This is a genomic window from Luteimonas sp. TWI596 (assembly GCF_039674105.1).
Classification (GTDB): domain Bacteria; phylum Pseudomonadota; class Gammaproteobacteria; order Xanthomonadales; family Xanthomonadaceae; genus Luteimonas.
On the sequence record NZ_JBDJMU010000004.1, the window covers coordinates 22,950 to 48,731 of the forward strand.

General features: G+C 70.0%; 22 protein-coding genes. 3 read left to right on the top strand and 19 right to left on the bottom strand.

The window, feature by feature from the left end; genetic code table 11:
* Nucleotides 1-133 precede the first annotated feature (133 nt).
* The 6 genes from ABE487_RS04055 to ABE487_RS04080 form a co-directional block, all read right to left on the bottom strand.
* On the bottom strand, nt 134-2,572 hold the full coding sequence (locus tag ABE487_RS04055; RefSeq protein ID WP_346451434.1) for a M20/M25/M40 family metallo-hydrolase: 2,439 nt from the start codon (nt 2,570-2,572) through the stop codon (nt 134-136).
* A 243-nt stretch (nt 2,573-2,815) separates the two neighbouring features.
* Complete coding sequence (locus ABE487_RS04060) at nt 2,816-3,721, bottom strand: hydroxymethylglutaryl-CoA lyase (RefSeq protein ID WP_346449255.1); 906 nt, start codon at nt 3,719-3,721, stop codon at nt 2,816-2,818.
* Entirely contained in the window at nt 3,721-5,760 is a 2,040-nt protein-coding gene (locus tag ABE487_RS04065; protein ID WP_346451432.1) for an acetyl/propionyl/methylcrotonyl-CoA carboxylase subunit alpha, read from the bottom strand. Before ABE487_RS04065 ends, ABE487_RS04060 begins: the two co-directional genes overlap by 1 nt.
* The gene (locus ABE487_RS04070; RefSeq protein WP_346451431.1) at nt 5,757-6,545 is read right to left on the bottom strand and encodes an enoyl-CoA hydratase-related protein; all 789 of its coding nucleotides are present in this window, start codon (nt 6,543-6,545) and stop codon (nt 5,757-5,759) included. Before ABE487_RS04070 ends, ABE487_RS04065 begins: the two co-directional genes overlap by 4 nt.
* Nucleotides 6,546-6,567: 22 nt before the next feature.
* Nucleotides 6,568-8,175, bottom strand: a complete 1,608-nt coding sequence (locus tag ABE487_RS04075; protein ID WP_346451430.1) for a carboxyl transferase domain-containing protein — start codon at nt 8,173-8,175, stop codon at nt 6,568-6,570.
* A gap of 13 nt (nt 8,176-8,188) precedes the next feature.
* Nucleotides 8,189-9,352 carry an isovaleryl-CoA dehydrogenase gene (locus ABE487_RS04080; RefSeq protein WP_346449260.1) on the bottom strand — a complete coding sequence of 388 codons (1,164 nt, stop codon included), beginning with the start codon at nt 9,350-9,352 and terminating at the stop codon, nt 8,189-8,191.
* Nucleotides 9,353-9,482: 130 nt separating this feature from the next.
* Here ABE487_RS04080 and ABE487_RS04085 point away from each other — a divergent pair, with 130 nt between their 5' ends.
* Nucleotides 9,483-10,118, top strand: a complete 636-nt coding sequence (locus tag ABE487_RS04085) for a TetR/AcrR family transcriptional regulator (protein WP_346442436.1) — start codon at nt 9,483-9,485, stop codon at nt 10,116-10,118.
* Between the two features lie 19 nt (nt 10,119-10,137).
* Here ABE487_RS04085 and ABE487_RS04090 read toward each other — a convergent pair whose 3' ends face one another.
* The 11 genes from ABE487_RS04090 to ABE487_RS04140 all read right to left on the bottom strand — a co-directional run bounded on the left by ABE487_RS04090 (nt 10,138) and on the right by ABE487_RS04140 (nt 22,042).
* Nucleotides 10,138-11,550, bottom strand: a complete 1,413-nt coding sequence (locus tag ABE487_RS04090; protein ID WP_346452864.1) for an efflux transporter outer membrane subunit — start codon at nt 11,548-11,550, stop codon at nt 10,138-10,140.
* 65 nt (nt 11,551-11,615) lie between these two features.
* Nucleotides 11,616-12,545, bottom strand: coding sequence for an HlyD family secretion protein (locus ABE487_RS04095; protein WP_346451428.1), 930 nt, complete (start codon nt 12,543-12,545; stop codon nt 11,616-11,618).
* Complete coding sequence (locus ABE487_RS04100) at nt 12,538-12,732, bottom strand: DUF1656 domain-containing protein (protein WP_346451426.1); 195 nt, start codon at nt 12,730-12,732, stop codon at nt 12,538-12,540. Before ABE487_RS04100 ends, ABE487_RS04095 begins: the two co-directional genes overlap by 8 nt.
* Nucleotides 12,722-14,821, bottom strand: a complete 2,100-nt coding sequence (locus tag ABE487_RS04105; protein ID WP_346451425.1) for an FUSC family protein — start codon at nt 14,819-14,821, stop codon at nt 12,722-12,724. The genes ABE487_RS04100 and ABE487_RS04105 overlap by 11 nt, the downstream gene beginning before the upstream one ends.
* 688 nt (nt 14,822-15,509) lie before the next feature.
* Nucleotides 15,510-16,424 (bottom strand): LysR family transcriptional regulator, encoded by a 915-nt coding sequence (locus ABE487_RS04110; RefSeq protein WP_346449480.1) that lies wholly within the window; start codon nt 16,422-16,424, stop codon nt 15,510-15,512.
* 104 nt (nt 16,425-16,528) lie between these two features.
* A complete protein-coding gene (locus ABE487_RS04115) occupies nt 16,529-16,960 on the bottom strand; it encodes a carboxymuconolactone decarboxylase family protein (protein ID WP_346442434.1) in 432 nt (143 codons plus the stop codon).
* Between the two features lie 69 nt (nt 16,961-17,029).
* A complete protein-coding gene (gene glyA, locus ABE487_RS04120) occupies nt 17,030-18,301 on the bottom strand; it encodes a serine hydroxymethyltransferase (protein ID WP_346451424.1) in 1,272 nt (423 codons plus the stop codon).
* A gap of 9 nt (nt 18,302-18,310) precedes the next feature.
* Nucleotides 18,311-19,270: a pyridoxine/pyridoxal/pyridoxamine kinase gene (pdxK, locus tag ABE487_RS04125; protein ID WP_346451423.1), complete on the bottom strand. Its 960-nt coding sequence runs from the start codon at nt 19,268-19,270 to the stop codon at nt 18,311-18,313.
* Complete coding sequence (locus ABE487_RS04130) at nt 19,267-19,989, bottom strand: glutamine amidotransferase (protein WP_346451421.1); 723 nt, start codon at nt 19,987-19,989, stop codon at nt 19,267-19,269. The genes pdxK and ABE487_RS04130 overlap by 4 nt, the downstream gene beginning before the upstream one ends.
* Nucleotides 19,986-20,801: a YggS family pyridoxal phosphate-dependent enzyme gene (locus ABE487_RS04135; RefSeq protein WP_346451419.1), complete on the bottom strand. Its 816-nt coding sequence runs from the start codon at nt 20,799-20,801 to the stop codon at nt 19,986-19,988. The genes ABE487_RS04130 and ABE487_RS04135 overlap by 4 nt, the downstream gene beginning before the upstream one ends.
* On the bottom strand, nt 20,801-22,042 hold the full coding sequence (locus ABE487_RS04140) for a benzoate/H(+) symporter BenE family transporter (protein ID WP_346451417.1): 1,242 nt from the start codon (nt 22,040-22,042) through the stop codon (nt 20,801-20,803). The genes ABE487_RS04135 and ABE487_RS04140 overlap by 1 nt, the downstream gene beginning before the upstream one ends.
* A 103-nt stretch (nt 22,043-22,145) precedes the next feature.
* Here ABE487_RS04140 and ABE487_RS04145 point away from each other — a divergent pair, with 103 nt between their 5' ends.
* On the top strand, nt 22,146-23,642 hold the full coding sequence (locus ABE487_RS04145) for a PLP-dependent aminotransferase family protein (protein ID WP_346451416.1): 1,497 nt from the start codon (nt 22,146-22,148) through the stop codon (nt 23,640-23,642).
* Between the two features lie 54 nt (nt 23,643-23,696).
* Here ABE487_RS04145 and ABE487_RS04150 read toward each other — a convergent pair whose 3' ends face one another.
* Together ABE487_RS04150 and ABE487_RS04155 are read right to left on the bottom strand one after the other, a co-directional pair.
* Entirely contained in the window at nt 23,697-24,563 is an 867-nt protein-coding gene (locus ABE487_RS04150) for an alpha/beta hydrolase fold domain-containing protein (RefSeq protein ID WP_346451415.1), read from the bottom strand.
* Complete coding sequence (locus ABE487_RS04155; RefSeq protein WP_346451413.1) at nt 24,482-24,802, bottom strand: hypothetical protein; 321 nt, start codon at nt 24,800-24,802, stop codon at nt 24,482-24,484. Before ABE487_RS04155 ends, ABE487_RS04150 begins: the two co-directional genes overlap by 82 nt.
* A 184-nt stretch (nt 24,803-24,986) precedes the next feature.
* Between ABE487_RS04155 and ABE487_RS04160 the strand changes: the two genes are divergently transcribed.
* Nucleotides 24,987-25,607: a hypothetical protein gene (locus ABE487_RS04160; protein WP_346451412.1), complete on the top strand. Its 621-nt coding sequence runs from the start codon at nt 24,987-24,989 to the stop codon at nt 25,605-25,607.
* Nucleotides 25,608-25,782 lie beyond the last annotated feature (175 nt).

Here is a 25,782-nt window from a genome sequence, read left to right on the forward strand (position 1 = left end):
GCATCCTTCGCGTCGGCAAGCGAAGTCCGCATGATCCGCCGGCCCCGTGGCCGGCGTTCGCATGCCCGCGCACTGCCATGGTGGCCGGCGGGTGGGCGCCGCGGGGGCCGACGCGCCCGCGGCCGCGCTGCCCTCAGGGCTCGACGCGCGTCTGTCCGAGCACCCAGGTCATGTCCGAGGTGGACCAGGGCATCACGTCCGGCGCGCGCGGCGGCAGCGGCTCGGCATCGTGCGGCCAGCCATCGATACCCGCGGCGGCCTGGATCTCGACCGGCCCGGCATCGTCCGGCCAGCGCAATTCGATCCCCTGGGCCCCCGGCGCATGCCAGCGCAGCCGCGACCAGGTATCGGGCGTGTCGAGCAACGGGGCCGGCTCGCCCTGCAGGGTCACGCCGGGCACGGCCGCCGCGCTCTTGAGCAGCACTCGCAGGTCGCGAGTCGCAGCCGGCGCCTGCACGCGCAGCACCGCCTCGCCGGTCGCCGCATCGCGCGACTGCTCGAACCGGATCGGCTCGGCCACCGCGATCGGCGCCGCGGGCGTCGCCCAGACGCTGGCCAGGTCCACCGCCAGCAACGGACGCGGGACCGGCGCTTCGCGATCGGCGTGCAGCGCTGCGCGACTCCACGCCGACGACGGTGGCAGTGCGCTGACACGGTGGTACTCGCCCTGCCCCGGATCGGCGACGAACATCACCTGGGACAGCGCCGGGTAGCGTTGCCGGTCCAGCCGGGGAAACGCCGCGGCGACCAACACGCCGCTGGCCAGCAGCACGACGGCGAGCGGCGCAATTGCGGGCGCACGCCTGCCGTGGGCGACCCGCAGCCAAGGCAGCGCCAGCGCCGTCAGCCATACCGCGGGGACGGCCAGCACCTCGGGCGTGCCGAAGCCGACGGCGTCGAAGACCTGCAGCGCCAGACCGAAGACATGCGCCAGCCCATAGACCGTCGCCAGCCCAGCCACGGCCACGCGCACCGCCTGCAGCGGTGCGTTGGCCGGCAGGCACCACGCGACCACACCCACGCCCAGCAGCGGCCACAGCAGCAACGGCGCCAGTTCCGGCGCGAGCGCCTGCACCACCGCGCCCAGCAGGCCGAAGAAGGCCAGGGTGCCCAGGCGCACCGTCTCGCCACGGCGCAGGGTGCCAGCCACGGTCCAGCCCAGACCGGCCACGACGACGCCGAGCACCAACGCGACCGGATCGAAGCCGCCGCGCAGCGACGCGGCCACACCCACGACCAGCGCGACCAGCGCGAACGTCCGCCGGCCCAGGCTGCCGGCGACCAAGCCGCCCACCACCAGCACCGTGCCGATCGACAGCAGGCCCAGGCCGGCGGCCAGGGTCGGAAACACGGCCAATAGATCGCGGTTGAGCAGCAGTGATGCGTCGCCGCCGCCGAGCAGCCGATAGGCCAGCCGGACCGCCAGTGCGACCGACAGCAGCGTCAGCGGCACGAGCGCCAGGCCGCTGAGGGCGCCGCGCCAGCCGCCGTCGGCCCATGACGCGCGGCGCGCGACGACGCCCATCGGCAACAGTGCCAGCAGCCAGACGACCCAGCCCGACCACGCCGGCAGCGCGATCATCCACCCGCCCGGCAAATCGCTGTAGACCAGGTCAACATCGGCGGCCGGCAAGGTGGGCGACACGGCCAGGGTGCGCACCAGCGGCAGCACCTGCGCGCCCATGTGCTGGACGCTGCCCGGGTCGAGATTGTCGACCGTGGAACTCGCGGCGTGGTAGTCGAACAGGCCGCCGAGGATCGCGAAGTTGAGGCCGGGAATGCCCCGCTCGGCCGGCACCGTGAAATCGGTGCCGTTGGGCATGTAGCGATAGACGAAGCCGGTCAGCGAGTTGCCGGCCGGCAGCGGTGCACCGGCCGCGAACGTGCGGATCAGGCCGGCGTTGCCCGGCCCGGTCTCGAACAACAGGGCACGACCGCGGCTGCCGCGCGCCTCGAGATTGACCACGGTGCCGATCCGCTGCGCCAGCGGGTGTTCGGCAAAGAACGCCCGCGCGCCAAGCAGCCCGGCTTCCTCGGCATCGGTGAACAGGAACACCACGTCGCGCTGCCGCGCGTCGCGCGCGATCGCACGCGAGACCTCCAGCATCACCGCCACGCCCAGGCCGTCGTCGGCCGCGCCCGGCGAATTGGCGACGCTGTCATAGTGCGCCATCATCATCACCGCGGGCAGGCTGCGGTCGCGCCCCGGCAGCACGGCGACGACGTTCTCGACATTGCCGCCGCGCAGGTTGCGCAGCCGCGGGTTGCGGTACTCGGCGAACGCATGCGTGCGTTGCACCTCGACCTCCAGGCCGGCCTGCGCGAGTTGTGCGACCAATCGGTCGCGGACCCGTGCCGCCGCCGCCGAACCGGTGGGATGGGGTTCGGCGGCGATCCAGCGCAGGTCCACCAGCGCACGCGCTGCAGAGAACTCAGCAACCGGGATGTCGGCCGGCCGCGGCGCTGGCGTCTGCGTCGCGCGCCAAGCCGCAACCCCCGCCACCGCGACGCACAGCAGCAGCAACGGCAGCGACCAGCGGGCGAGGCCCGGCATCGGCGCGGGCGCGCTCATGCCAGATCCCGCCCGCATTGCGCGCGCGTCGTTCCAGACGGTGCGGACGCCGACATGCGGCAGACAGCGATCACAGACATGAAGACGCTCCTGGCGGACAAGGCCTGCAGGATTGCAAGCCATTCTCCGATATGTCAAATGATTTTCCGATCAGACAATCAGGCATTGCCGTTCGGTGGCGTACGCCGCGACGAGGGGCTGCCCATTGAGGCCGCGCCGGTCGCGATACGCATCGCGAATCGCTCAGTCGGCGGCGCGGTTGGCCAGTGCGACTGCCGCGAGCTTGCTCGCCGGCCGCCGCCCCAAGGCCTCGCCGATCCACAGTGCGGTCCGGGTCACCGCGTCGAGATCGACGCCGGTCTGCAGCCCCAGCCCCTCGAGCATGTACAGCAGGTCCTCGGTCGCCAGGTTGCCGCTGGCGCCCTTGGCATACGGGCAACCGCCCAGGCCGCCGACCGCGCTGTCGACCACGCGCACGCCGGCCTCGAGGCAGGCGTGGACGTTGGCCAGCGCCTGTCCGTAGGTGTCGTGGAAATGCACGGCCAACTGCGCCATGGGGACGTCCTGCGCGCAGGCCAGCAGCATCTCGCGGGCCTTGGCCGGCGTGCCGACCCCAATGGTGTCGCCGAGCGAGATTTCATCGCAGCCCATCGCGTGCAGCGCAGCGGCCACGCGCACGACGTCGCGCACCGGCACCGCGCCTTGATAGGGACAGCCGAGCACCGTCGACACATAGCCGCGCACCGACACCCCTGCCGCGCGTGCCTGCTCGACCACGGGCGCCAGGCGCGCCAGCGAGCCGTCGACATCGATGTTGGTGTTCTTGAGATTGAAGGCGTCCGAGGCCGCGGTGAACACCGCGATGTGGCGCTCGCCCGTCGCCAGCGCCCGGGCCAGGCCTTTGTCGTTGGGCACCAGCACCGGATAGGCGACGTCTTCGCGCCGGGTGATCCCGGCCAGCACGTCCTCGGCGTCGGCCAGCTGCGGCACCCACTTCGGGCTGACGAAGCTGGTGGCCTCGACGACCGGGAAGCCACAGGCCGACAAGCGATCGATCAACGCGATCTTGGTCGCCGTCGGCACCATCGCCTTCTCGTTCTGCAGCCCATCGCGCGGGCCCACCTCGACGACACGGACAACATCGCGCATTAGGGCGTCTCTTCGTCAGCGGTCACGAAATCTACCAGCACCGCCCCATCGGCGACCAGATCGCCCGGCTTGGCGAGAAACGCCTCGACCACACCGTCGTGCGGTGCCTGCAGCGTGTGCTCCATCTTCATGGCTTCCATCACCAGCAGCGGCGTGCCCTTGGCGATCGGCGCCCCGACGGGCGCCAGCAGTTCGACGATACGTCCGGGCATCGGCGCGACCACCGCGCCCGCATGGGTCTCGGCGCCGGTGTGCCGATGCAGTGGATCGACGTGCTCGAACACGAACCGCTCGGCGCCGCGGTACAGCACGACCTGCGCCCCCGCCATCCACACATCGACGGCCCCGCGCACGCCGTCCAGGGTGGCGGTGAGCGTCGGCGCAGCCCAGTCGACCGTGGCCGTTAGCATCGGGCCCCCGTCGACGCCGATGTCGACGTGGTCGGCATGCGGGTGCAGTGCAAGCCGGCGGGTCCGGCCGCCTGCCGACAGCTCGATCCACTGCGGCGCGGACGCGCCGAGACGCCAACCGTCGCGCGCCCAGGGCGAGGCGTCTGCGTCCGTCGACGCCGCGCGGCGCTGCGCCCAGACGCCGAGCGCGGCATGCATCCACGCCGCATCGTCGGCTTCGGGCAATGGCGCCAGCAGGCTGTCGATCTCGCGCGCGACCAGGCCGGTCTCCAGGCGTGCCGCAGAGAAATCCGCTTGCCGCGCCAGTCGCCCGAGAAATACCGCATTGGTGGTCACGCCGACGACGCGTACCGCGTCGATCGCCTGGCGCAGGCGCTGCAGCGCTCGCGGCCGATCCTCGTCCCAGACGATGAGCTTGGCGATCATCGGGTCGTACCACGGACTGATGGCGTCGCCCTGCTCCACCCCGGTGTCGATGCGCACGTGGGCGCTGGCCTCCGGGAACTGCATCACCTGCAGGGTCCCGGTCGAGGGCAGGAACCCCTTCAGTGCGTCCTCGGCATAGAGCCGGGCCTCGATCGCATGGCCGCGGTGCCGGATCTGGTCCTGGCGCAGCGGCAGCGGCTGACCGGCCGCCACCCGCAACTGCCATTCGACCAGATCGATGCCGGTGACCAGCTCGGTGACCGGGTGCTCGACCTGCAGACGGGTGTTCATTTCCATGAAATGGAACTCGCCCGTGCCGTCGCCCGACCCGCGGCTCTCGCCGACGATGAACTCGATCGTGCCGGCGCCGACGTAGTCGACCGCACGCGCGGCGGCAATCGCGGCCTGCGCCATCGCCTCGCGCTGCGCCTCGCCCAGCGCCGGTGCGGGGGCTTCTTCCAGCACCTTCTGGTGACGGCGCTGCACCGAGCAGTCGCGCTCGAACAGATGCACGACGTTGCCGTGGCGGTCGCCGAACACCTGGATCTCCACGTGGCGCGGCCGCACGATGTAGCGCTCGATCAGCACGCGCGCGTCGCCGAAGGCACTCTCGGCCTCGCGCTGGCACGACAGCAATGCCGCCGCGAAGTCCTCGGGCTTTTCGACCAGGCGCATGCCCTTGCCGCCACCGCCGGCGCTGGCCTTGATCAGCACCGGATAGCCGATACCGTCGGCCTGTCGCTGCAGCAACGCCGGGTCCTGGTCCGCGCCGTGATAGCCCGGCGTCACCGGCACACCGGCCGCCTGCATCAGCGCCTTGGCTTCGCGCTTGTCGCCCATCGCCTGGATCGAGGCGGGGCTGGGGCCGATGAACACCACGCCGGCATCGGCGCAGGCCTGGGCGAACGCGGCGTTCTCGGACAGAAACCCGTAGCCGGGATGGATCGCCTGGGCGCCGGTCCGGCGCGCGGCGTCCAGCAACCGATCGCCACGCAGATAGCTCTCGCGCGCGGCCGCCGGCCCGATGTGCACGGCCTCGTCGGCCAGGCGCACGTGGCGCGCGGTTCGGTCGGCATCGGAGTACACCGCGACCGTGCGGATCCCCAGACGGCGACAGGTGGCGATGATCCGGCAGGCGATCTCGCCGCGATTGGCGATCAGCACCTTGTCGAACAGCGTGCCTTCGGAGATCTCAGTGCTCATCGAGCGTCCTTTGCGCGGCGTGCAGACAGAAACGCGTCCAAACGGGTGCGCGCTTCGTCGGTGGCACGGATATCGGCGATGCGTGTTGCGGTGTCGGCGATCAAGGCATCGCCGATGGTCTGGCCGTCGAGGTCTCGGATCAGCCGTTTGGATTCGGCCTGCGCCTTCGGGCCGCCCTGGGCCAGCGCCTGCACCAGCGTGTCGACCGCGGCATCGAGCGCATCGTCGGCGACGACGTCGTGCACCAGCCCGATGTCGCGGGCCTTGGCCGGCTGGATCAGTTCGGCGGTCAGGAAGTAGCGAGCCGCCTGCCGCGGGCCGATCGCGCGCAGCACGTACGGCCCGATCGTGGCCGGGATCAGGCCGAACTTGACCTCCGAGGTCGCGAACACGGCCTTGTCGCTGGCGATCGCGATGTCGCAGGCGGCGACCAGGCCCAGCCCACCGCCGATCGCTGCGCCGTGCACACGTGCGATGGTCGGCTTGGGCAGTTCGGCCAGGCGTCGCAGCATGCGCGCCAGCGCCTCGGCCTCATCGTGGTTGCGGGCGACGTCGTAGTCGGCAGCGCGGCGCATCCAGTCGAGGTCTGCGCCTGCGGAAAAACTGCGGCCGCGGCCGGCCAGCACGACGACGCGCACGTCATCGTCGGCCCCCAGCGTCTGCAGGCCACGATCGATCGCGTCGATCAGGTGTTCGTCGAAGGCGTTGTGGCGCTCGGGGCGATCCATCCACAGGGTCGCCACGGCGCCCTGACGCGCGATCGCGATGTTCGGTGTGTCGGTCATTGCGTGTCCTCGTCGCGCCCGGTCACATCCGGAAGATGCCGAACGTCGTGTCTTCGTTCGGGGCGTTCATGGCCGCCGACAGCGCCAGCGCCAGCGCGCGACGGGTCTTGGCCGGATCGATGATGCCGTCGTCCCACAGTCGGGCGCTGGCGTAGTACGGATGCCCCTGCTGCTCGAACTGCGCGCGGATCGGCGCCTTGAACGCCTCTTCGTCCTCGGCCGACCAACTGCCCCCCTTGGCCTCGATGCCGTCGCGGCGCACGGTCGCCAGCACGCCGGCAGCCTGCTCGCCGCCCATCACGCCGATCCGCGCGTTGGGCCACATCCACAGAAAGCGCGGCGAATACGCGCGCCCGCTCATGCCGTAGTTGCCGGCGCCGAAGCTGCCGCCGATCACCACGGTGAACTTGGGCACCTTCGCGCAGGCAACCGCAGTCACCAGCTTGGCGCCGTCGCGGGCGATGCCGCCATTCTCGTACTTCTTGCCGACCATGAAGCCGGTGATGTTCTGCAGGAACAGCAGCGGGATGCCACGCTTGGCGCACAGCTCGACGAAGTGCGCGCCCTTGAGCGCGCTCTCGGAGAACAGGATGCCGTTGTTGGCGACGATGCCGATCGGGTGGCCGTGCAGGTGCGCGAAACCGGTCACCAGCGTGGTGCCGTAGCGCGCCTTGAACTCATCGAAGCGCGAGCCGTCGACCAGCCGCGCGATGACCTCGCGCACATCGTAGGGCTTGCGGGTGTCGGCCGGGATGACGCCGTAGAGCTCCTCGGCCGGATACAGCGGATCCTCGGGCGGCTGCATCCGCAGCTCGCCCTGCTTGCGCCAGTTGAGCGAGGCGACGATGTCGCGCACGCGTGCCAGCGCATCGAGGTCGTCCTCGGCGAAATGATCGGCCACGCCCGACACGCGCGTGTGCACGTCGGCCCCCCCCAGCGACTCGGCATCCACTTCCTCGCCGGTCGCGGCCTTCACCAGCGGCGGGCCGCCGAGGAAGATCGTCCCCTGCGCCTTGACGATCACCGTCTCGTCGCTCATCGCCGGCACGTAGGCGCCGCCGGCGGTGCACGAGCCCATGACACAGGCGATCTGCGGGATGCCCTGCGCCGACAGATTGGCCTGGTTGTAGAAGATCCGGCCGAAGTGATCACGGTCGGGGAACACCTCGTCCTGCATCGGCAGGAACGCGCCGCCCGAATCGACCAGATAGATGCACGGCAGACGGTTCTGCTGCGCGATCTCCTGCGCGCGCAGATGCTTCTTTACCGTGACCGGGTAATAGGTGCCGCCCTTCACCGTCGCATCGTTGGCGACGATCATGCATTCCACGCCGCTGACCAGGCCAATACCGGCCACCACGCCGGCGCACGGCACGTCGTCGCCGTACAGGCCCAGCGCCGCCAGCGGCGCGACCTCCAGGAACGGCGCGCCCGGATCGATCAGCGCATCGATACGGTCGCGCACCAGGAGCTTGCCGCGCTTGCGGTGCTTTTCGCGTGCCGCCTCGCTGCCGCCTTGCGCGATGCGGGCCTGGGTCGCCCGCAGGTCGTCGAGCGCCGCCTGCATCGCGGCCGCATTGGTCTGGAAATTCTCGCTGGCCGGATCGATCCGGCTCTGCAGGACAGCCATCGACGCGCTCCTCTTAGCTGGTCTGGCGGAACAGTTCGCGGCCGATCAGCATGCGCCGGATCTCCGACGTGCCGGCGCCGATCTCGTAGAGCTTGGCGTCGCGCCACAGCCGGCCGACCGGGTACTCGTTGATATAGCCGTTGCCGCCCAGCACCTGGATCGCCTGTCCGGCCAGCCAGGTGGCCTTCTCGGCGGCGTACAGGATCACGCCCGCGGCGTCCTGGCGGGTGATGCGCCCGGCGTCGGCGGCCTTGGCCACCGCGTAGACATAGGCGCGGCAGGCATTGAAGGCCACGTACATGTCGGCGATCTTGCCCTGCATCAGCTGGAAGTTGCCGATCGCCTCGCCGAACTGGTGGCGCTCGTGCACGTAGGGCAGGACGACATCGAGGCCGGCGGCCATCAGCCCGAGCGGGCCGCCCGACAACACCAGGCGCTCGTAATCCAGGCCCGACATCAGCACCTTGGCGCCGCCGCCGACCTCGCCGAGCACGTTCTCGACCGGTACTTCGCAGTCCTCGAACACCAGTTCGCAGGTGTCGGAGGCGCGCATGCCGAGCTTGTCGAGCTTCTGCGCGGTCGAAAACCCCTTGAAGCCCTTCTCGACGATGAAGGCGGTGATGCCCTTCGGGCCGGCCGCAGGGTCGGTCTTGGCGTAGACCACCAACACGTCGGCGGTCGGCCCGTTGGTGATCCACATCTTGTTGCCGTTGAGCACGTAGCGGTCGCCGCGCAGCTCGGCGCGCAACTTCATCGCGACCACGTCCGAGCCCGCGCCCGGCTCGCTCATCGCCAGCGCGCCGACATGCTCGCCGCTGCACAGCTTCGGCAGGTACTGGTGCTTCTGTGCCTCGCTGGCGTTCTTGCGCAGCTGGTTGAGGCACAGGTTGGAGTGCGCGCCGTAGGACAGGCCGATGCCGCCCGAGGCCCGCGAGATCTCCTCCATCGCGACCACATGGGCCAGGTAGCCCAGGCCGGTGCCGCCGTAGGCGTCCTCGACGGTGATGCCCAGCAGCCCCTGCCCACCGAGCTTGCGCCACAGCGCGTGGGGAAACTGATTGGTCTCGTCGGCGTGGGCGGCGAGCGGCGCGATCTCCTGCGCGGCAAAGTCCTGGACGGACTCACGGATCATCTCGATCTCTTCGCCGAGTTGGAAATCGATGGACGGAATACGCATGCTGGACTCCAAGGTTCCCCGGGGCGCGGACCGTGCGGCGAAGCGTCGCAGTTGGGTCCGGACGCACAGCCTAGCGGGTTCCGGACAAGAATTGAACTAGGATTCACAAATTGAACCAAGGATCACAATTTTGAGCTACCGACGCTCCGATCTGATGGAAGAACGGATGGCCCGCAACCGCGAGCGGATCGTCCAGGCTGCGCGCACCCTGGTGTCGGTCGGCGGCTTCCGCGAGGCGCAGGTCGCCGCAGTCGCGGCCGAGGCCGGGGTCTCGACCGGCCTGATCTATCGCTACTTCCCGTCCAAGGCCGAACTGTTCGTCGAAGTGCTCACCGCCGCGATCGATGCCGAAATCGTGGTCCTGCGCGCGGCGGCCGACGGCCACGCCGACGCCCGCGATCAGTTGGGCGCGGCGATCGAGGCCTTCGTGCGCCGCGCCCTCGCCGGCCCCGCCCTGGCCTACGCCTTCATCGCCGAACCGGTCGATCCGGAAGTCGATGCCGAGCGTATCCGCGGCCGCCGGCGCTTCGGCGACGTGTTCCGCGACATCTTGCGCGCCGGCATCGAACGCCGCGAGTTCCCGGCCCAGGACGCCGACGTCACCGCGGCCTGCATCGTCGGTGCGTTCACCGAGGCGCTGGTCGGGCCGGTCGCGCCGATCCTGCGCGAGAAAACCGCTGGCCCGTCGCAACTGGTCGCCTCGATCCGCCAAGTGTGCCTGCGCGCGGCGGGCGTCTCGGACCCGGCGCCGTCCCCGCGCGCCTGAGCGCAGGGCGGCCCGCAACTTATCGCGCTGCCGAGGCCGCCAGCGACGCGTCCGCCCCGACGGCCGGCGCCCCGGCAACCGCCACCTGCGCTCCCAGCGCCGTGTGCAGCGCAACCGCCGCCCGCAGCTCCGCCCATCGGCCGAGCACCTGCGCGTCACGCGCCTGCTGCACCGTGCGCTGCGCGACGAGCACGGGCAGATAGCCGCGCAGGCCCTGGGCATACAACCGCGTCGCATCGTCCAGCGCCTGTTCGCTGTCGACGACCGCCGACTGCAACGAGGCCTGCCGCTCGCGTTCGCTGGTCCAGGCGATCAACGCGTCTTCCACCTCGCGCAGTGCCACGCGGATGTCGCGCTCGTAGATCCGGCGAACCGCGTCGGCATTGGCCTGCGCAGCGGCAGTCGCCCCGCGCGCGCGTCCGGCGTCGTAGAGGACCTGGCGGCCCTGCATGCCGGCCGACCATGCCAGCGTCGCCGCCGAGAACAGCTCGCGGATCGTGCCGGCCGTGGTGCCGATGCCCAGCGGAATACGAAACGCAGGGAAGCCTTGGGCCTGGGCCACGCCGATCTGCGCGGTGGCTTGCGCCAGGCGCCGTTCGTCCGCGCGCAGGTCCGGGCGCTGGCGGATCACGTCCGAAGGCAGTGCGCGCGCCGCATACGCGGGGCTGGGCGGTATCGGCGCAGGCACCCGCAGCGCGGCCTGCCAGTCGCCGGGAAAGCCACCGGCCAGCACGCCCAGCGCATGGCTGAAGCGCGCGATGTCGGCCTCCAGCACCGGCAGCCGTGCCTGCGCCGTGGCGCGCTCGGCCCGGGCCTGGGCCACATCAGCCAGCGTGCCCAGGCCGCTGCGATGCGCCTGCTCGGCCAATCGCGCGCTGTCGATCAGCGTGGCGACCTCGTCGCGCGCGATCGACAGCCGCGTTTGCGTAGCACGCAATCCCACGTAGTCGGTCACCAGTTCGGCCACCAGACTCGCCTGCAGCGCATCGTGATCGTCCGCCAGCGCCTGGATACCGGCATCGGCGGCCTCGACCGCCCGCCGCGTGCCGCCGAACAGGTCCAGCGTCCAACTGGCGTCGATGCCCAACTGCCACGCCTGCGCGCTGCGCCCGTCGCTGCGCGTCGCCCCGACCGCCCCGCCGATCGAAACTTCGGGCCGTGATGCCGAGGCGATCTGCGCGCGTTCGGCCCGCGCCTGCCGCAGCCGCGCCAACGCGATGTCGAGATCCTGGTTGTGCGCCAAGGCCTGCGTGATGAGGGATTCGAGCAGCGTGTCCTGGAACGTGCGCCACCACGGACCTGGCGCCTCGCGATCATCGTCGCGCACAGGCGCGCCGGGCGCGATCCAGTCCGCAGGCACCGCCATCGTCGGCGCGCGATAGTCAGGACCGACCGTCGTGCAGCCGGACAGGCCGGCCAGCAGCGCGGCCAACCACCCGCCGCGGTGCCGCGCTCGCGCAGATGTGCACGACGTGGATGACGTGGGCATGGCGCGCCTCACAGCCAGCGCTGCAGCCAGGCGACCAGCCGCCCCCGTGCGGCCGGCGCGCCGTCAGCCGGCAGCACATCGATGCTGCCGGTCATGCCCGCCGCCAACACCACCTCAGGCGGCACCTGCTCGAACTCGACACGCACCGGAATGCGCTGCGCCAGACGCACCCAGCTGAAACTCGGCGCCACGTTCGGCAAGCCCTGCGCATCGGCCTCCTGGTTGGGGTCGGCAATGCCGCGCCCGATGCTCGCCACCCGGCCCTGAAGCTCGACGTCGTACCCCATCAACCGAATCCGCGCCGCGGCGCCCGGCCGGATGCCGCGCAGCTTGGTTTCCTCGAAGTAACCGGTGATCCAGAAGCCGCCGGCATCGACCAGCGCGATCGTCGGCTGGCCCGCCGCGGCGTAATCGCCGACGCTCAGGCGCAGGCGGGTAACCACCCCATCCATCGGCGCGCGCAGGACCGTGCGCTCGAGATCCAGCTTCGCCCGATCGACCGCGACCTGCGCCATCCGCAGATCGGCCCGGGCGAGTGCCAGCGCCTGCTGCGCGCGCTGGATGTCCTCGGCCGGCAGCAGGCGCTCCATGCCCTGGCGCCGCCGGGCCTCCTCGGCCCGCTGGCGCAGCGAGACGGTCGCCGCGGCTGCATGCGCTTCGGCCTGCGCCAGCGCCAACGCAAAGCGCGCCGGGTCGATGCGATACAGCACCTCGCCCCGCGCCACGACCTGGCCGTCCACGACCGCGACGTCGATGACCGGGCCAGACACGTCTGGCGCAATGCGCACGACCTGGGCCGCGACCCGGCCGTCGCGCGTCCAAGGCGCCAGCACATAGGCGCGCCACAGCGCACCGACCAGCAGGCAGGCCGCGATGACGACACTGAGCGTGAGAGCGACGCGCAGGATGCGCGCGGCGGGATGCGGACGATCAGACATGGAGGATCAACACCGAGACGAGACAGACGGACAATGCGAATTCGAACAGGCCCGGATGCCAGACCCAGCGCAGCACCCCACAGCGCACGAGCAGCAGGCGGAGTCCTAAGTAGAGCGGCAACGCGGCGCAGGCGTAGACGAAGAATGGCGGCAGGTACAGGCCGCCCACTGCGACCTCATGCAACATGGCCGGCCCCTCGTTCGCGTGGCGGCACACCATCGGCATGGCGCTCGAGCAGCGCCGCGACGTCCAGCAGCGCGCCGGTCAGCCGCTGCATCTCGATCGTCGCCGCGCCCGAGGATGCGGCGGCGCGCGACAACGACGCGGCCGCGCGTCGCGCGTGTCGGGCCGCCACCGCCGGCGCGGCCGCGCGTCGCCGCATGCGCGCGAGTGCCACGGCGACCCCGCGATGTGCAGGGGCGGTGTCCGGCGTGCGGCGCAGCCATTCGCGCAGGCGCAACACTTCGCGGCCCAGGTGCAGACTGGCCAGCGCATCGGCGATGGCGCGGTCCATCGCCTCGGGCTGCGCCCGCAGCAAGGCGCCGAGTTGCGCAATGCGATGTTGCTGGCGCCATTGCCAGGCTTTTGTATCCGAGCGCGCGCTGGACAAGGTCGCGAGCGCGTCGCCTCGGATACGCTGGCGCAGGCGGTCGACATCGCGCGACGCATTGCGCGGCAGCACGGTGCGGAACCCCAACAAGGTGAAGCACACCGCCAGGATCCAGGCCACCGCGCCGTTGAGGAACAGCGCGATGTCGTAGCGCATCGGATTGTCCACCGCCGCCAGGCTGGTGAAGGCCACCAGATAGGCGACCCCGGCCAAGGCATGCCGCGGCATCGTGGTCGCGTGGATGCCGGGCCACCAGAACAGGGCCAGGACCACCAGCAGCAGCGGCAGCCCGGAGACGTGCGGCAACACCACGAAGACGCACACGAAGGCCATCGCCGCGGCCGCCACCGTGCCCTGCAGGAACGCGACCGCGCCGCGTGCGGGATCGGGCGCGGTGGACAGCAGCGCACAGGCCGCCGCCAGGCCTGCCAGCATCATGTGGCCGTAGGTCCAGCCGGTCGCGATCCAGAACGCACCGCCGAGCACGACGGTCAGCAGGGCGCGCAGCCCGTTCTCGATCGCCGCCCCGATATCGCGGTGAAACGGCACCGACACCCCGCCGGTCATCGGCCGTGCGCTGTGGACATGGGCGATGCTGGCAAGCGCGTCGAGATAATCGTCGAGTTGCTCGATCAAGCGGTCGCCCGCGATCGTCAGTGAGGCCTGCGCGTTGGCCGACTCGAGCGACACCGCGGCCAGCGCATCGCGCACCCGGGCCCGCAGCCCGGACAGCATCCGCGCGACCTGCGCCAGACCGGACGCATTCGACGCTTGCGCCAGCGCATCGCACGCCTGCCGCCAGGTCTGTTCCCAGTCCGGCTGCACGGCGCGCAGCGCATCGAGGGCGCCGCCGTGCCCGCCCATCGGCGGCGCACCGCCGACCAACGCCGAGAACAGCGACACCATCGCCTGACGCACCGCGCCGGCGCGACGCGCGAGATCCGCCGACTCGGCCTTGCCCAGCGCCAGCAGGTCGTCCACGCCATACACCTCGAGGATGAGCGCACGCCTGCCCGGGTCCAGCGGCCTGCCGCCGGGCGCATCGCGCCGGTGGATCGCCTGCGGATGCGTGGCGAGCACGCCCGCGGTGGCCGCCGCCAGGTGATGCAGTTGCGCAGCCAGGCGGCTGCGCACGCTGCGGGCACTGAACACCGCCGACACCGCGGCCAGGCACACCACACCGACCAGCACCGAGGCCCCGCGTCCGATGACCTGGTCGAACGTCAGTTCCGGATGCTGCATCGCGCCGTACGCGGCCAGGCCCACGGTGTAGCCCGCCAGCGTCGCGGCATAGGCGCGGAAGTGCCGCAGCAGGGTCATGCCCACCACGCACAGCCCCAGCCACAGGCCAAAACCGATCAGGAACAACCACGGCATCTGCCCGAACGCGCCCATCAGCACGAACGCCGCCAACATGCCGGCCAAGGTGCCCAACACCCGCCAGGCCCCTTTGCCGATCACCGCCCCCTGCACCGGGTGGATCACCAGCAGCACGCTGGACGCCGCCGCATACGGCGCATGCAGATCGAGCCGATAGGCGACCGCCAGCGCCAGCCCCGCGGCCAGCAACGAGCGCATCACGTAGGCGGCACGCGGCGTGGTCAGATCGAGCGCCGACAGCCCGCTTGCGAGCGCATCCCGGAACCAGGCCTGCCGCGTGGGCACGCGTGGCGATGTCTTGGATGTGGGCGTGGCTTGCACCTTGGACGCTACGCAGTGACCGACCGGTAGGCACTGTAGGGAGGCGTCGTCATTTCAAAAAGTGAAATGATTGCAATCCAACGATTGCGTTAGACGCACGCATTAAGCAGACCTGGCCGCCCCCACCCAACCCTCCCCCGCGCGCGGGGGATGGCTCCCATCTCCTGCTCGCCATGCCCCTTCTCCCAACCCGCCCCCGCACGCGGGGGAGGGCTTTTACGACGTCGATCGGATCGATGCGCGTGTCTGCCAGCGCAGTCCTCCCGCTTCGCGCGTGGGGATCGATCGCGCAACACCTCCCCCCTCGTTCGCAGGCGGAGGTCGACCGCGCGACACCGCCCCGTTCGTAGCAGGAGGTCGACCGCGCAATACCGCCCCGTTCATAGCAGGAGGTCGACCGCGCAATACCTCCCCCGCTTGCGGGCGGAGGTCGACGCCGACGGCGTCGGGTGGGGGCATGGGCGTTGGCACCAAGCCCAAAGACAACGCATCGACCGGCCAGCCCCCCACCCAACCCTCCCCCGCGCGCTGCGGAGGGCTCCCCATCTCCTCGCTCGCCATGCCCCTTCTCCCAACCCGCCCCCGCACGCGGGGGGCTTTTGCGACGTCGATCGGATCGATGCGCGCGTTGGATGGCGCAGTACCTCCCTCTTCAGGGGGGGAGGTCAATTGCGCAACATAGTGCATGGATCGTCTGCCGCAGCCAGCGATGCGCCGGGTCGCTGTCCAGGCGTGGATGCCAGGCCTGCGTCAGCAAGACCGTCTCCATCGGCGCCGGCAGCTCGAATACACGCAGGCGCAAGCCCGCCGCCTGCGCGGTGCGGGCCAGGTGCCGCGGCAACGACAGCAGCAGATCCGAATCCTGCAAGGCGAACAACGCCGTGTATGGATTCGGCACCACCAGCGCGACATGGCGGCGCAGGCCCTGCGCCTGCAGCGCGTCGTCGACCGGGCCGTGGTCCTTGCCGCGCCGCGACACATGGATGTGTTCCCAACGGGCGAACCGGGCGGCGGTGATCTCCTCATCGAAGATCGGATGCCCGGCGCGCGCCACGCCGACGAAGGTCGTGGTGAACAACGATTGCACGCGGATCTCCGCCCCCAGCGTGCGCGATGCACTGACGAACAGATCGATGCGACCGCTGCGCAGCGCCTCCTCATCGATGTCGTCGCTCTCGGGCGAGAACCGCAACATCGCCCGCGGCATTTCCTTGGCCATCGCATCGAGCAGCCGGCCCAGATGGATGCTGACGAACTCGTCGGTCGCGCGGACGTTGAAGCGCCGGTCCAGCGACGCCAGGTCGACCGCCGCATCCGACGCGAACACCTGCGTGGCATGATCGAGCGCGATGCGGACCTGCTCGCGCATCGCGAGCGCTTTGGGCGTGGGCACGAGTCTGCGCCCGACCTGGACGAAGACCGGATCGCCGAGCGCATCGCGGATACGGCTCAGCGTCCGGCTCATCGCCGGCGGGCTCAGATGCATGCGCCGCGCGGCGCCGACGACGCTGCCCTCCTCCAGCAACGCATCCAGGGCCAGCAGCAGGTTGAGGTCAGGGCGTGCCATGGGCGGTTGATGCGTGAGCCAAACGCAATCATAGGCCAGCAGCAATGTCAGGGAGGCAGCAATCCGGGCGGCCTGGGTGCCCCAACCCGGCCGATGCCGTGCTGCTACTGCCGCATGCCGATCGCCAGACGGTTGAACGCACTCATCAGCGCGACCGCGAAGCTGAGGTCGGAGATTTCGGCGTCGCTGAAGACGGACGTGAGCGGCAGGAAATCATCATCCGGCGCATGGCTGCGCGCCACGTCCACCAAGGCCTCGGTCCAGGCCAGCGCCAGACGCTCGCGCTCGCTGAAATGGGCACTGACCCGCCATCCCGCCAGCGCGTCCAGCTTGGCCTGCGGCATGCCGTCCGCGCGTAGCGCCGCGGCGTGCATCTCCAGGCAGAACGCGCAGCCATTGATCTGCGAGACGCGCAGATAGACCAGCTCGACCAGGGGCTTGCCCAAGGGGCTCTTGTCCAGGGCCAGTTTCGCGATCCCGAGTCCGCGATAGGCCTCGGGCGAAAGCGTCTGGTAGGGCAAACGGAGAGAAGGCATGGAGGAACTCCTGACAGAAAGAGGGCACGTGCGGCGCCGCGCAGCGCACGCGTGAGGCGCTCGACCGGCTTAGCCGTACACCGGATAGCGCCGGCACAGCGTCACCACCTGCGTGCGCACGTGGTCGCGGATACTCGCTGACGCATCGTCACCGATCTCGAGCGCATCGAGCACGTCGCACAGCCAACCGGCCAACTGCTCGCATTCGGGCACACCGAAGCCGCGCGTGGTCACTGCGGGCGTGCCGATGCGCAGCCCCGAGGTGACGAAGGGCGAGCGCGGATCGTTGGGCACCGAATTCTTGTTGGTGGTGATGTAGGCATCGGCCAGCGCCGCGTCCGCGTCCTTGCCGGTGTAGGGCTTAGCGGACAGGTCGATCAGCATCAGATGGTTGTCGGTGCCGCCCGAGACGATCGTATAGCCGCGCTGCTGCAGCACCGCGGCCATGGCGCGGGCATTGGTCACCACCTGGCGTTGATAGGTCTTGAACTCGGGGCGCAGCGCTTCCTTGAACGCGACCGCCTTGGCCGCGATGCCATGCATCAACGGCCCGCCCTGGGTGCCGGGGAACACCGCAGAGTCGAGCTTTTTGTAGAGCTCGCTGCCCTGCCCCTTGGCCAGGATGAGGCCGCCACGCGGCCCGCGCAGCGTCTTGTGGGTCGTGCTGGTCACCACATGGGCGTGCGGCAGCGGGTCGGGATACTCGCCCGCGGCGACCAGGCCGGCGACATGCGCCATGTCCACCCAGAAGATCGCTCCCACCTCGTCGGCGATCGCCCGCATCCGCGCCCAATCCTTGTGGCGCGAATACGCAGAGAAGCCGCCGATCAACAGCTTGGGCCGCGTTGCATGCGCGATGCGTGCCATCTCGTCGTAGTCGATCAGCCCGGTCTCAGGATCCAGCCCGTACGGCACGATGTTGTAGTGCCGGCCGGAGAAGTTGGCCGGATTGCCATGCGTCAGGTGACCGCCCTGGGCCAGGTTCATGCCCATGACCGTATCGCCTGGCTGGGCCAGCGCCAGGAACACCGCCGCGTTTGCCTGCGCGCCTGCGTGTGGCTGGACATTGGCGTAGTCGCAATCGAACAGCGCCTTGACGCGCTCGATCGCCAGACGCTCGGCGACGTCCACGTAGCCGCAGCCGCTGTAGTAGCGCTTGCCCGGATACCCTTCTGCGTACTTGTTGGTGAGCACCGAGTTCTGGACGGCCATCACCAGCGGGCTGGCGTAGTTTTCGGAGGCGATCAGCTCGACGTGGTCTTCCTGCCGGCGCGCTTCGTGCTGGATGGACTGGGCGAGCTCCGGGTCGAACTCGGTCAGGGTCAGGGTGGCGTCGTACATGGCAATGGCCTATGGCGTGGGGAATGAGGAGGCGCGCGCGGGCGCGCGGGTGTCCGTGGGCTGGCGCGCCTGCTGCGCGACCGCGGTCGTATGCCGACGTGGCGAGAGCGTGGCGTCGCCACGCAGGTGGCCCGGCAACGGCAGCAACAGTTCGGCGCATTGCGCCTGCTCGGTCCGCCGCAGCGCCTCGACGACATGCCGGCAAGCCCGCGTCGTCGCGTCCCGCAGGCCCCGCCCGCGCAGCCAGTGCCCGGTCAGCGCCGCGCAGAACAGGTCGCCGGTGCCCTTGGGGGTGATGCCGATGCGCGGATGTGCGATCACCTCGGCCCGGGTGCGCGTGACCAGCACCACCTGGGTTTCGTTCTCCGCCCAGGTGTCGGGGGCGGCACTGGTCACCGCCACCCATTGCGTGTGGCCGGTCAGCAGCGCCCGTGCAGCGGCGATCACGCTGTCGACGTCGTGCACGGACCGTCCGGTCAGCTGCGCCAACTCGAACCCGTTCGGGGTCACGCCGTCAGCCAAGGGCAGCAGATCCCGGCGGTAGGCCTCGACCAGACCGGCGTCGACATAGACGCCGTGGTCGTGATCGCCGATCACCGGGTCGATCACGACACACAGGGCCGCGCGTTCTGCCAGACGCGCCCGGACCCAGCGCGCCACGACCGCAGCCTGCTGCGGATTGCCCAAGTAGCCCAGCAGCACCGCCCGCAGGCCCGCCAGCGCGCCGCGCGCCGTCAGATCCTGCAAGTAGCCCTCGAGCCAGTCCGCCGGCAGCGCACCGCCGTGCATCGTCGGGTAATGCGGGGTATTGCTGAAGACCACCGTCGGCACCGCGGCCACCGCCAGTCCGAGTGCATCCAGCGTCGGCACCGCGACCGCATTCCCCACCCGCCCGTAGACCACCTGCGACTGCACCGAGACCACGTCCAGGGCGAGCGGCCGAAGGCCTGGCGAGCCGGCTGCGGTCATCGTGCCGCGTCCGCCGCGTCATCGGTCTCGAGCGCGTCGAGCCAGGCCGCGAACACCGCCCGCGCCGCCGACGGCAATGCGCTCTGCAAGGCGTGCGCCTCGACGCGCAAGGCGCGTGGATCGAGACCGGCCTGCGCCAGTTCGCAGGCATGACCGATCAACCAGGATTCGATGCGCTGCGGCTCGGCCTCCAGATGGCATTGCAGCGCCAGCACGTGCCGTCCGATGGCGAAGGCCTGATGGGCGCACGCCTCGGTGCCCGCCAGGCGGACAGCGCCGACCGGGATCTCGAAGCGGTCGCCATGCCAATGCAGCACCGGCACATCGCCCAGCGCCGCCAGCGGCGACGCCTCGCCCGCAGGCGTCAGCATCAGCGGCGCAAAACCGATCTCCTTGTGGCCCATGCTGGCGACATCGGCGCCGAGCGCGCGGGCGATCAATTGCGCGCCCAGGCAGATGCCCAGCAGCGGCCGAGCGTACTGCAGCCGCTGGGCAACGACGTTGAGCTCGTCGGCGAGGAATGGATACGTCGCCTCGTCGAAGGCGCCGATCGGGCCGCCCAGCACCACCAGCAAGTCGGCCGCAGCCACGGCCTCGGTGCAGAGGCGTTCGCTGCCGGCATCCAGATAGCGCACGGTGTAGCCGCGGGCGATGAGCAGCGGCGCCAGCGTGCCCAGGTCCTCGAAGCCCAGATGGCGGATGGCCAACGCCGTCTTCATGCCGGCGTCGCCTCGGTGCCTGCGGCATCGGGCCAGTAGTAGCTGTCGGGCATCGGGCGCGCACCGAAGATCGCCTGCCCCACCCGCACCACGGTCGCGCCTTCCTCGATGGCGATCTCGAAATCGCCGGACATACCCATCGACAGCTCGTCGAGCGCGATGCCGGCAGGCGCGTCCTGCCGCAGCCGCTCGCGCAGCCCCCGCAGCAGCACGAAGCACCGGCGCACGCGTTCGGCGTCGCTGGAGAACAGCGCCAAGGTCATCAAGCCGCGCACGCGCAGCGCCGAGAACGCGGGCAGCGCTTGGAGGAAGGCCGGCACCTCGCCCGGCGCGAGCCCGTACTTGCTGGCCTCGCCCGAGGTGTTGACCTGCACGTAGACATCCAGCGAGCGGCCCTCGATCTGCAGGCGCCGTTCCAGCGCCTCGGCCACGCGCAGGCTGTCGAGCGCCTGGAACTCGCTGGCGAACCGCGCCACCAGCTTGGCCTTGTTGGTCTGCAAGTGGCCGATGACCGACCAGTGCAGGTCGGTCAGATCCTGCATCGCCTCCCATTTGCGGTGCGCTTCCTGCACCTTGTTCTCGCCCAGCAACCGGCACCCGGCCGCATGCGCCAGACGCAGGCTGGCCTCGGGTTTGGTCTTGCTGACCGGCAACAGGCGCACCGTCGCCGGGTCGCGGCCCGCGCGGCGGCAGGCGGCCTCGATGCGCGCATGCACCGTCGCCAAGTTGCGGCGGAAGTCCTCGACGCTGGTCGCTTCGGGATAGCGGCCGTGCTGGTCGTGGCCGGTGGGCGTGTCGAACGTGGACGACATCAGGGGGACCTCCCATTCAAAGGCATCGACGTGGGTGCGGCCGTCGGCTCGGCCCGCGGCAAGCGGCCGTTGAGCACCGCGTAGGCCACCAGCCCGATCACCAGGCCCCAGAACGCCCCGCCGATGCCCAGCAGCTTGATGTTGGCCGCCGCGGCCAGGAACGTGATCAGCGCCGCTTCGCGGGTCCTGGCCTCGGCCATCGCGCTGGCCAGGCTGCCGCCGATGGTGCCCAGCAAGGCCAGACCGGCGAGCGTCGCGATGAAGGTCGCCGGAAACGCCATGAACAGCGTCGCCAATGTCACCCCGAACACCCCGACCAGGAGATAGAACACGCCTGCGGCCACCCCGGCGATCCAGCGCTTGGACGGCTGTTCGTGGGCCTCACGGCCCGTGCAGATCGCCGCGGTGATGGCGGCGATGTTGAAGGCGTGCGAGCCGAACGGCGCCATCAGCAACGAGCCCAAGCCCGTCAACGTCACGATGGGATTGGCGCTGGTCTTGAAGCCGTCGTTGCGCAGCACGAGCATGCCCGGCATGTACTGGCCGGTCAGCGTGATCAAGAACAGCGGCAAGGCGACGCTCAACAAGGCGTTGAACGAGAACACCGGCATCGTGAACACCGGCGCGGCCAACGCCAGACGCAGCCCGGAGACATCGACCCGATCCTGCAACAGCAGGACCATCAGCCCCAACACCAGGATGCCCACCACCGCATAGCGTGGCGACACCCGCTTGAGCACCAGGTAGGCGACGATCAGCACGCCCGCCAGCAGCGGGTCCAGGCTCACACCGGCAAAGGCGCCAATGCCGAACTGCAGCAGGATGCCGGCCAGCAAGCCGGCGGTCACGCCCGGCGGAATCAGCCGGATCACACGCTCGAACCACCCCGACACGCCCAGCAGCACGAAGGCAGCGGCCGAGATCAGGTAGGCGCCCACGGCTTCGGCGTACGGCGTCGTGGCCAAGGCGGTGACCAAGAACGCCGCGGCCGGCGTCGACCAGGCGGTGATGATCGGCTCGCGGGTCGTCCAGCTCAGCACGATGCCGGTGACGCCCACCCCGATGGAGACCGCCCAGACCCACGAGGCCGTGAGCTCGGGACTCAGTCCAGCGCTCTTGGCCGCCTGGAACACCAGGATGAAGGTGCCGCCGTAGTTGACGATCACGGAAATCAGCCCGGCGATGACCGGGTGCGGGAGGTCCTTCCAGCGAACGGACGCAGACGTGGGGGCATGGGCCATGTGGAACGGACGACTCCTGAAACGACAGACACTTGCGGCCTGCATTTATAGGCGCAGAATGGCCCGATTTGCCCAGCCACTTTCCGGCGATGGAGCAGACCATTTGTTCAAGCACGCCCAGCTCGAGTCGGTGAAGGCCGCGATCGGCGACCCCGCGCAGCGCGCCTTGCCACTGCACCTGCGCGTGCAACGCGCGGTGCGCCAACTGATCCTCGACGGCATGCTCGATGTGGGCAGGCCGCTGCCGGCATCGCGGGCCTTGGCGACATCGCTCGGGGTCTCGCGCGACACCGTCGAGACTGCCTACGGCCAACTGCACGCCGAAGGCTTCATCGAACGGCGCGTGGGCAGCGGCAGCTTCGTGTCCGAACGCGCGCAGCGCCTGCCCGGCCGTGGCCAGGCGCGCCGCGCGCGCACCGACCGCACCGCCCCGCGCCTGAGCCAACGCGGCAGCGCCTTGTTCCAGCGCGGCGGCGTGCGCGATTTCCCGGCGCCACGCGCATTCGCGCCCGGCGTGCCGGAAACGCGCAACTTCCCTCTGCAGACCTGGGAGCGTCTGGAGCGCCAGGTCTTGAAGGCGTACGGCACCCGCGCGCTGCTGCACAGCCCGGCCCAGGGCATGGCACCGCTGCGGCAGGCCATCGCCGACTACGTCAACCTCGAACGCGGCGCGCGCGCCACGCCCGATCGCGTACTGGTGCTGACCAGCTCCCAGCAAGCCCTGACCCTGTGCGCCACGCTGCTGCTCGATGCCGGCGAGCGGATCCTGCTCGAAGACCCCGGCTACCACGGCGCCCGCAAGGCATTCGAGGCCGCGGGCCTGCAATGCGTGCCCGTACCGGTCGATGCGCACGGCCTGCAGGTCGCCCCCCTGCTCGAAGCCAGCCGGCAGCCCGGCGCCCCCGCGCGGGCGGTGTTCCTGACGCCCTCGCATCAGTTCCCGACCGGCGCGACGCTGGCCTTGGACCGCCGCCTGGCGATCATCGACTGGGCACGCGACCAGCAAGGCTGGATCATCGAGGACGACTACGACAGCGAATTCCATTACGCGGGCAAGCCGACCGCCTGTGTGCAGGGGCTCGATCCGCACGAACGCACGCTCTACATCGGCACCTTCACCAAATCGCTGTTCCCCGGCCTTCGCATCGGCTACATGGTGCTGCCCCCGTCCCTGGTCGCACCGATGACCGCGGCCCGCACCCTGCTCGACGGCCACAGCGCTCCGATTCCTCAGCTCACGCTGGCCCGCTTCATCGAAGGCGGCCACTTCGGCGCGCATGTGCGCACCATGCGCGCCGTCTATGCCGAACGGCGGGACCGCCTGGCCGCGCTGGTCCGCAAACATCTGTCCGATGACCTGGAACCCCGGGTCCCGGGCGGCGGCATGCAGATGCCTTGCGTGTTCGCCCGCGCCCTGTCCGAGCCTGAGGCCGTGGACGCCGCCCAACGCGCAGGCATCGACCTGCTCGGCCTGAGCACGCTCTGTGCTTCGGAGGCCCCCACATCGGGCTTTCTGATGGGCTTTGCCGCCCATGCGCCGCAGGAGCTCGAAGCCGGGGTCAAGACATTGGCGAAGGTATTGCGGTCGCTGCATCGTTGAGTCGATCCGAGCCCGGCAAGACAACGAGGCACGTCGATGCGAGACGACGCAGCGCTATTTCGCCGGTGCCGTCGAGCGCGCGTCGGGCCAGGCATCGACCTCGGTCTCGTCAACCGCCGGAAACAGACCCCCACCCGTCTGGCCCGCCTCGGCAAATGCATGATCCTGCGTCGTGTCGCCGTGCGGGCGCGCACCATCGGCACGACGCTGTGCCACCGCCCAGTCCATCGCTTGCCGCATGCGCGCAATGGCATGCCGGCTTGCCGGCTCGGTGTCGCCGTAGGCATGGAATTCGTGGGTCATGTGCGCCCAGACATCCAGGCGCACGCCTGCCCCCTGGCCGACGGCCTGCTTGGCGAACGCCCGGATCATGTCCACCAGAATCTCCTTGTCATCCGCCTGGATGTACAGCGGCGCAGTGCCGCCGAAGTCCTGTCCCATCGGCGAAAGCGCCGCATCGGTGTAGTCCGCACCGCCCTTCAACCACTTGCCGTACTGCAGGGTCTGATAGCCCTGCACCATGTCGTAGCGGTCGTTTCCAAACTGGCTCTCGCCCAATCGCCCGATGTAGGTCCACGGACTGATCGCGATCGCCAGCAGCGGCTGCGGCAGTTCCGCCGCGCGCAGCGCAGCCAGCGTCATCAGCACGAGATGCCCACCCGCCGAATCGCCGCAGAGGATCAGGTCCGACGGCGCGATCCCCGTCGTCACCAGACGCCGGTAGGCAGAAAGCGCATCGTCGAGCTGCGCCGGATGCGCGTGCTCAGGCGTCATCCGGTATTCCAGCGAGAAGATCCGCACCTGCAGCCTATGCGCCAACATCGCAATGAAGTTGCGCGTCACCGCCGCATGAAAGGTATAGCCGCCGCGTGGAAGTACAGCATCGTCAGCGCGCCCGTGTACCCCTTCGGGGTGAACCACGCACCGGGCGGCTCGCCTGCCCCGCTCTGCCGAATGTCCACGGGCGGCGGCGAGCCGGCAATCGTCAAGCAACTGTCGAAGTAGGCGCGCCCCTCTGCGATCTGGTCCAGCGAAAAGGCGTGGTTGAATTGGCGGCGATAGAACAACGTCCCGATTTCAAACGGCACCGACCACTCGGCCACCAATGGTTTGCCGATCGCCCGGCGCGCAAGCACCGTTAACGAGGTGGTCAGCAGCACCCAGGCGCTCCGCAATCGATGTGATAGCTTCCCCTGGAATACGGTTCTGGTCATGGCGTCTTGCTCGACAGGTCCGGTGGATGACGTTGGGATTGTCGAAGGCATGAGAAGCGCCGGTATAGAACGCAAGCGACACGTCGGGCGGCCGTCGGAAGCGGCCCGGTTGCACCTCCCGCCCTCTGCCTTGACCGGTTGCGTCCATATCGCGATCGAGCGGGACACGCGCGGCTTGGCGCTCACATCCGCCGAGCGGATCAACATGTATCCCGCCTCGCCCCTGCCCTCCGTCTCCTGGATCCTCGACGGACACTTGCATATGGTCGACATCGAGGGCGGCGCGCCCGTCCAGGTCCGCGCCGAGCCGCTGCCGACCCTCGTGTTCGCCGGCCCGTTCCGCAAGCCCGCCGCCAGTTGGTCGCCCGGCCCGATCCACGCGTTGATGGTCAGCTTCTACCCCGATGCGCTGGCGCGGCTATGGGGTATCCGACTGCAGGACTACGTGGACACCGTCATCCCTGCCGAACAGGTGCTGCCCGCTGAAGCGCTGGCCGCACTGTCGGGCATCGGCGCCTCCGATGCACCGCTCGACGCGCTGGAAGCCCGCTTGACGCCGCTGTGGCAGGACGCCCAGCAGGCCACTGACATTGTGGGCATCCGCAGTTGGCTCACCTCACTGACTGCGCGGGGCGCACGCACCCGACTCGGCGTGGGCATGCGCCAGGTGCAGCGCCGGATCAAGCATCTGACCGGACAGAGCCAACGCGATCTGGATCTGTATGCCCGCATTGAGGGCGCCTTCGAGTAGGCCGCTCGCCACGCACAGGATCTGGCCACAGTCGCGGCGAACGCGGGCTACAGCGACCAATCCCATCTGGGGCGCGAAGTGAAGCGGGTGACCGGACTGTCGGCGCGGCAGCTGCGCGACAAGACCTGGCAGGACGAGGCGTTCTGGCTCTACAGACTGCTGGATGCGAGCGCTC

Coding starts and splice junctions, on each gene's coding strand:
- ABE487_RS04060 (WP_346449255.1), bottom strand. CDS start 3,721: ATGCGCGATGTTGTCCGTGTCGTCGAGGTGGGCCCGCGCGATGGGCTG.
- ABE487_RS04110 (WP_346449480.1), bottom strand. CDS start 16,424: ATGGCACGCCCTGACCTCAACCTGCTGCTGGCCCTGGATGCGTTGCTG.
- ABE487_RS04140 (WP_346451417.1), bottom strand. CDS start 22,042: ATGGCCCATGCCCCCACGTCTGCGTCCGTTCGCTGGAAGGACCTCCCG.
- ABE487_RS04070 (WP_346451431.1), bottom strand. CDS start 6,545: ATGACCGACACACCGAACATCGCGATCGCGCGTCAGGGCGCCGTGGCG.
- glyA (WP_346451424.1), bottom strand. CDS start 18,301: ATGTACGACGCCACCCTGACCCTGACCGAGTTCGACCCGGAGCTCGCC.
- ABE487_RS04130 (WP_346451421.1), bottom strand. CDS start 19,989: ATGAAGACGGCGTTGGCCATCCGCCATCTGGGCTTCGAGGACCTGGGC.
- ABE487_RS04080 (WP_346449260.1), bottom strand. CDS start 9,352: ATGCGTATTCCGTCCATCGATTTCCAACTCGGCGAAGAGATCGAGATG.
- ABE487_RS04055 (WP_346451434.1), bottom strand. CDS start 2,572: ATGAGCGCGCCCGCGCCGATGCCGGGCCTCGCCCGCTGGTCGCTGCCG.
- ABE487_RS04075 (WP_346451430.1), bottom strand. CDS start 8,175: ATGGCTGTCCTGCAGAGCCGGATCGATCCGGCCAGCGAGAATTTCCAG.
- ABE487_RS04115 (WP_346442434.1), bottom strand. CDS start 16,960: ATGCCTTCTCTCCGTTTGCCCTACCAGACGCTTTCGCCCGAGGCCTAT.
- ABE487_RS04135 (WP_346451419.1), bottom strand. CDS start 20,801: ATGTCGTCCACGTTCGACACGCCCACCGGCCACGACCAGCACGGCCGC.
- ABE487_RS04100 (WP_346451426.1), bottom strand. CDS start 12,732: ATGTTGCATGAGGTCGCAGTGGGCGGCCTGTACCTGCCGCCATTCTTC.
- ABE487_RS04065 (WP_346451432.1), bottom strand. CDS start 5,760: ATGAGCACTGAGATCTCCGAAGGCACGCTGTTCGACAAGGTGCTGATC.
- pdxK (WP_346451423.1), bottom strand. CDS start 19,270: ATGACCGCAGCCGGCTCGCCAGGCCTTCGGCCGCTCGCCCTGGACGTG.
- ABE487_RS04095 (WP_346451428.1), bottom strand. CDS start 12,545: ATGTCTGATCGTCCGCATCCCGCCGCGCGCATCCTGCGCGTCGCTCTC.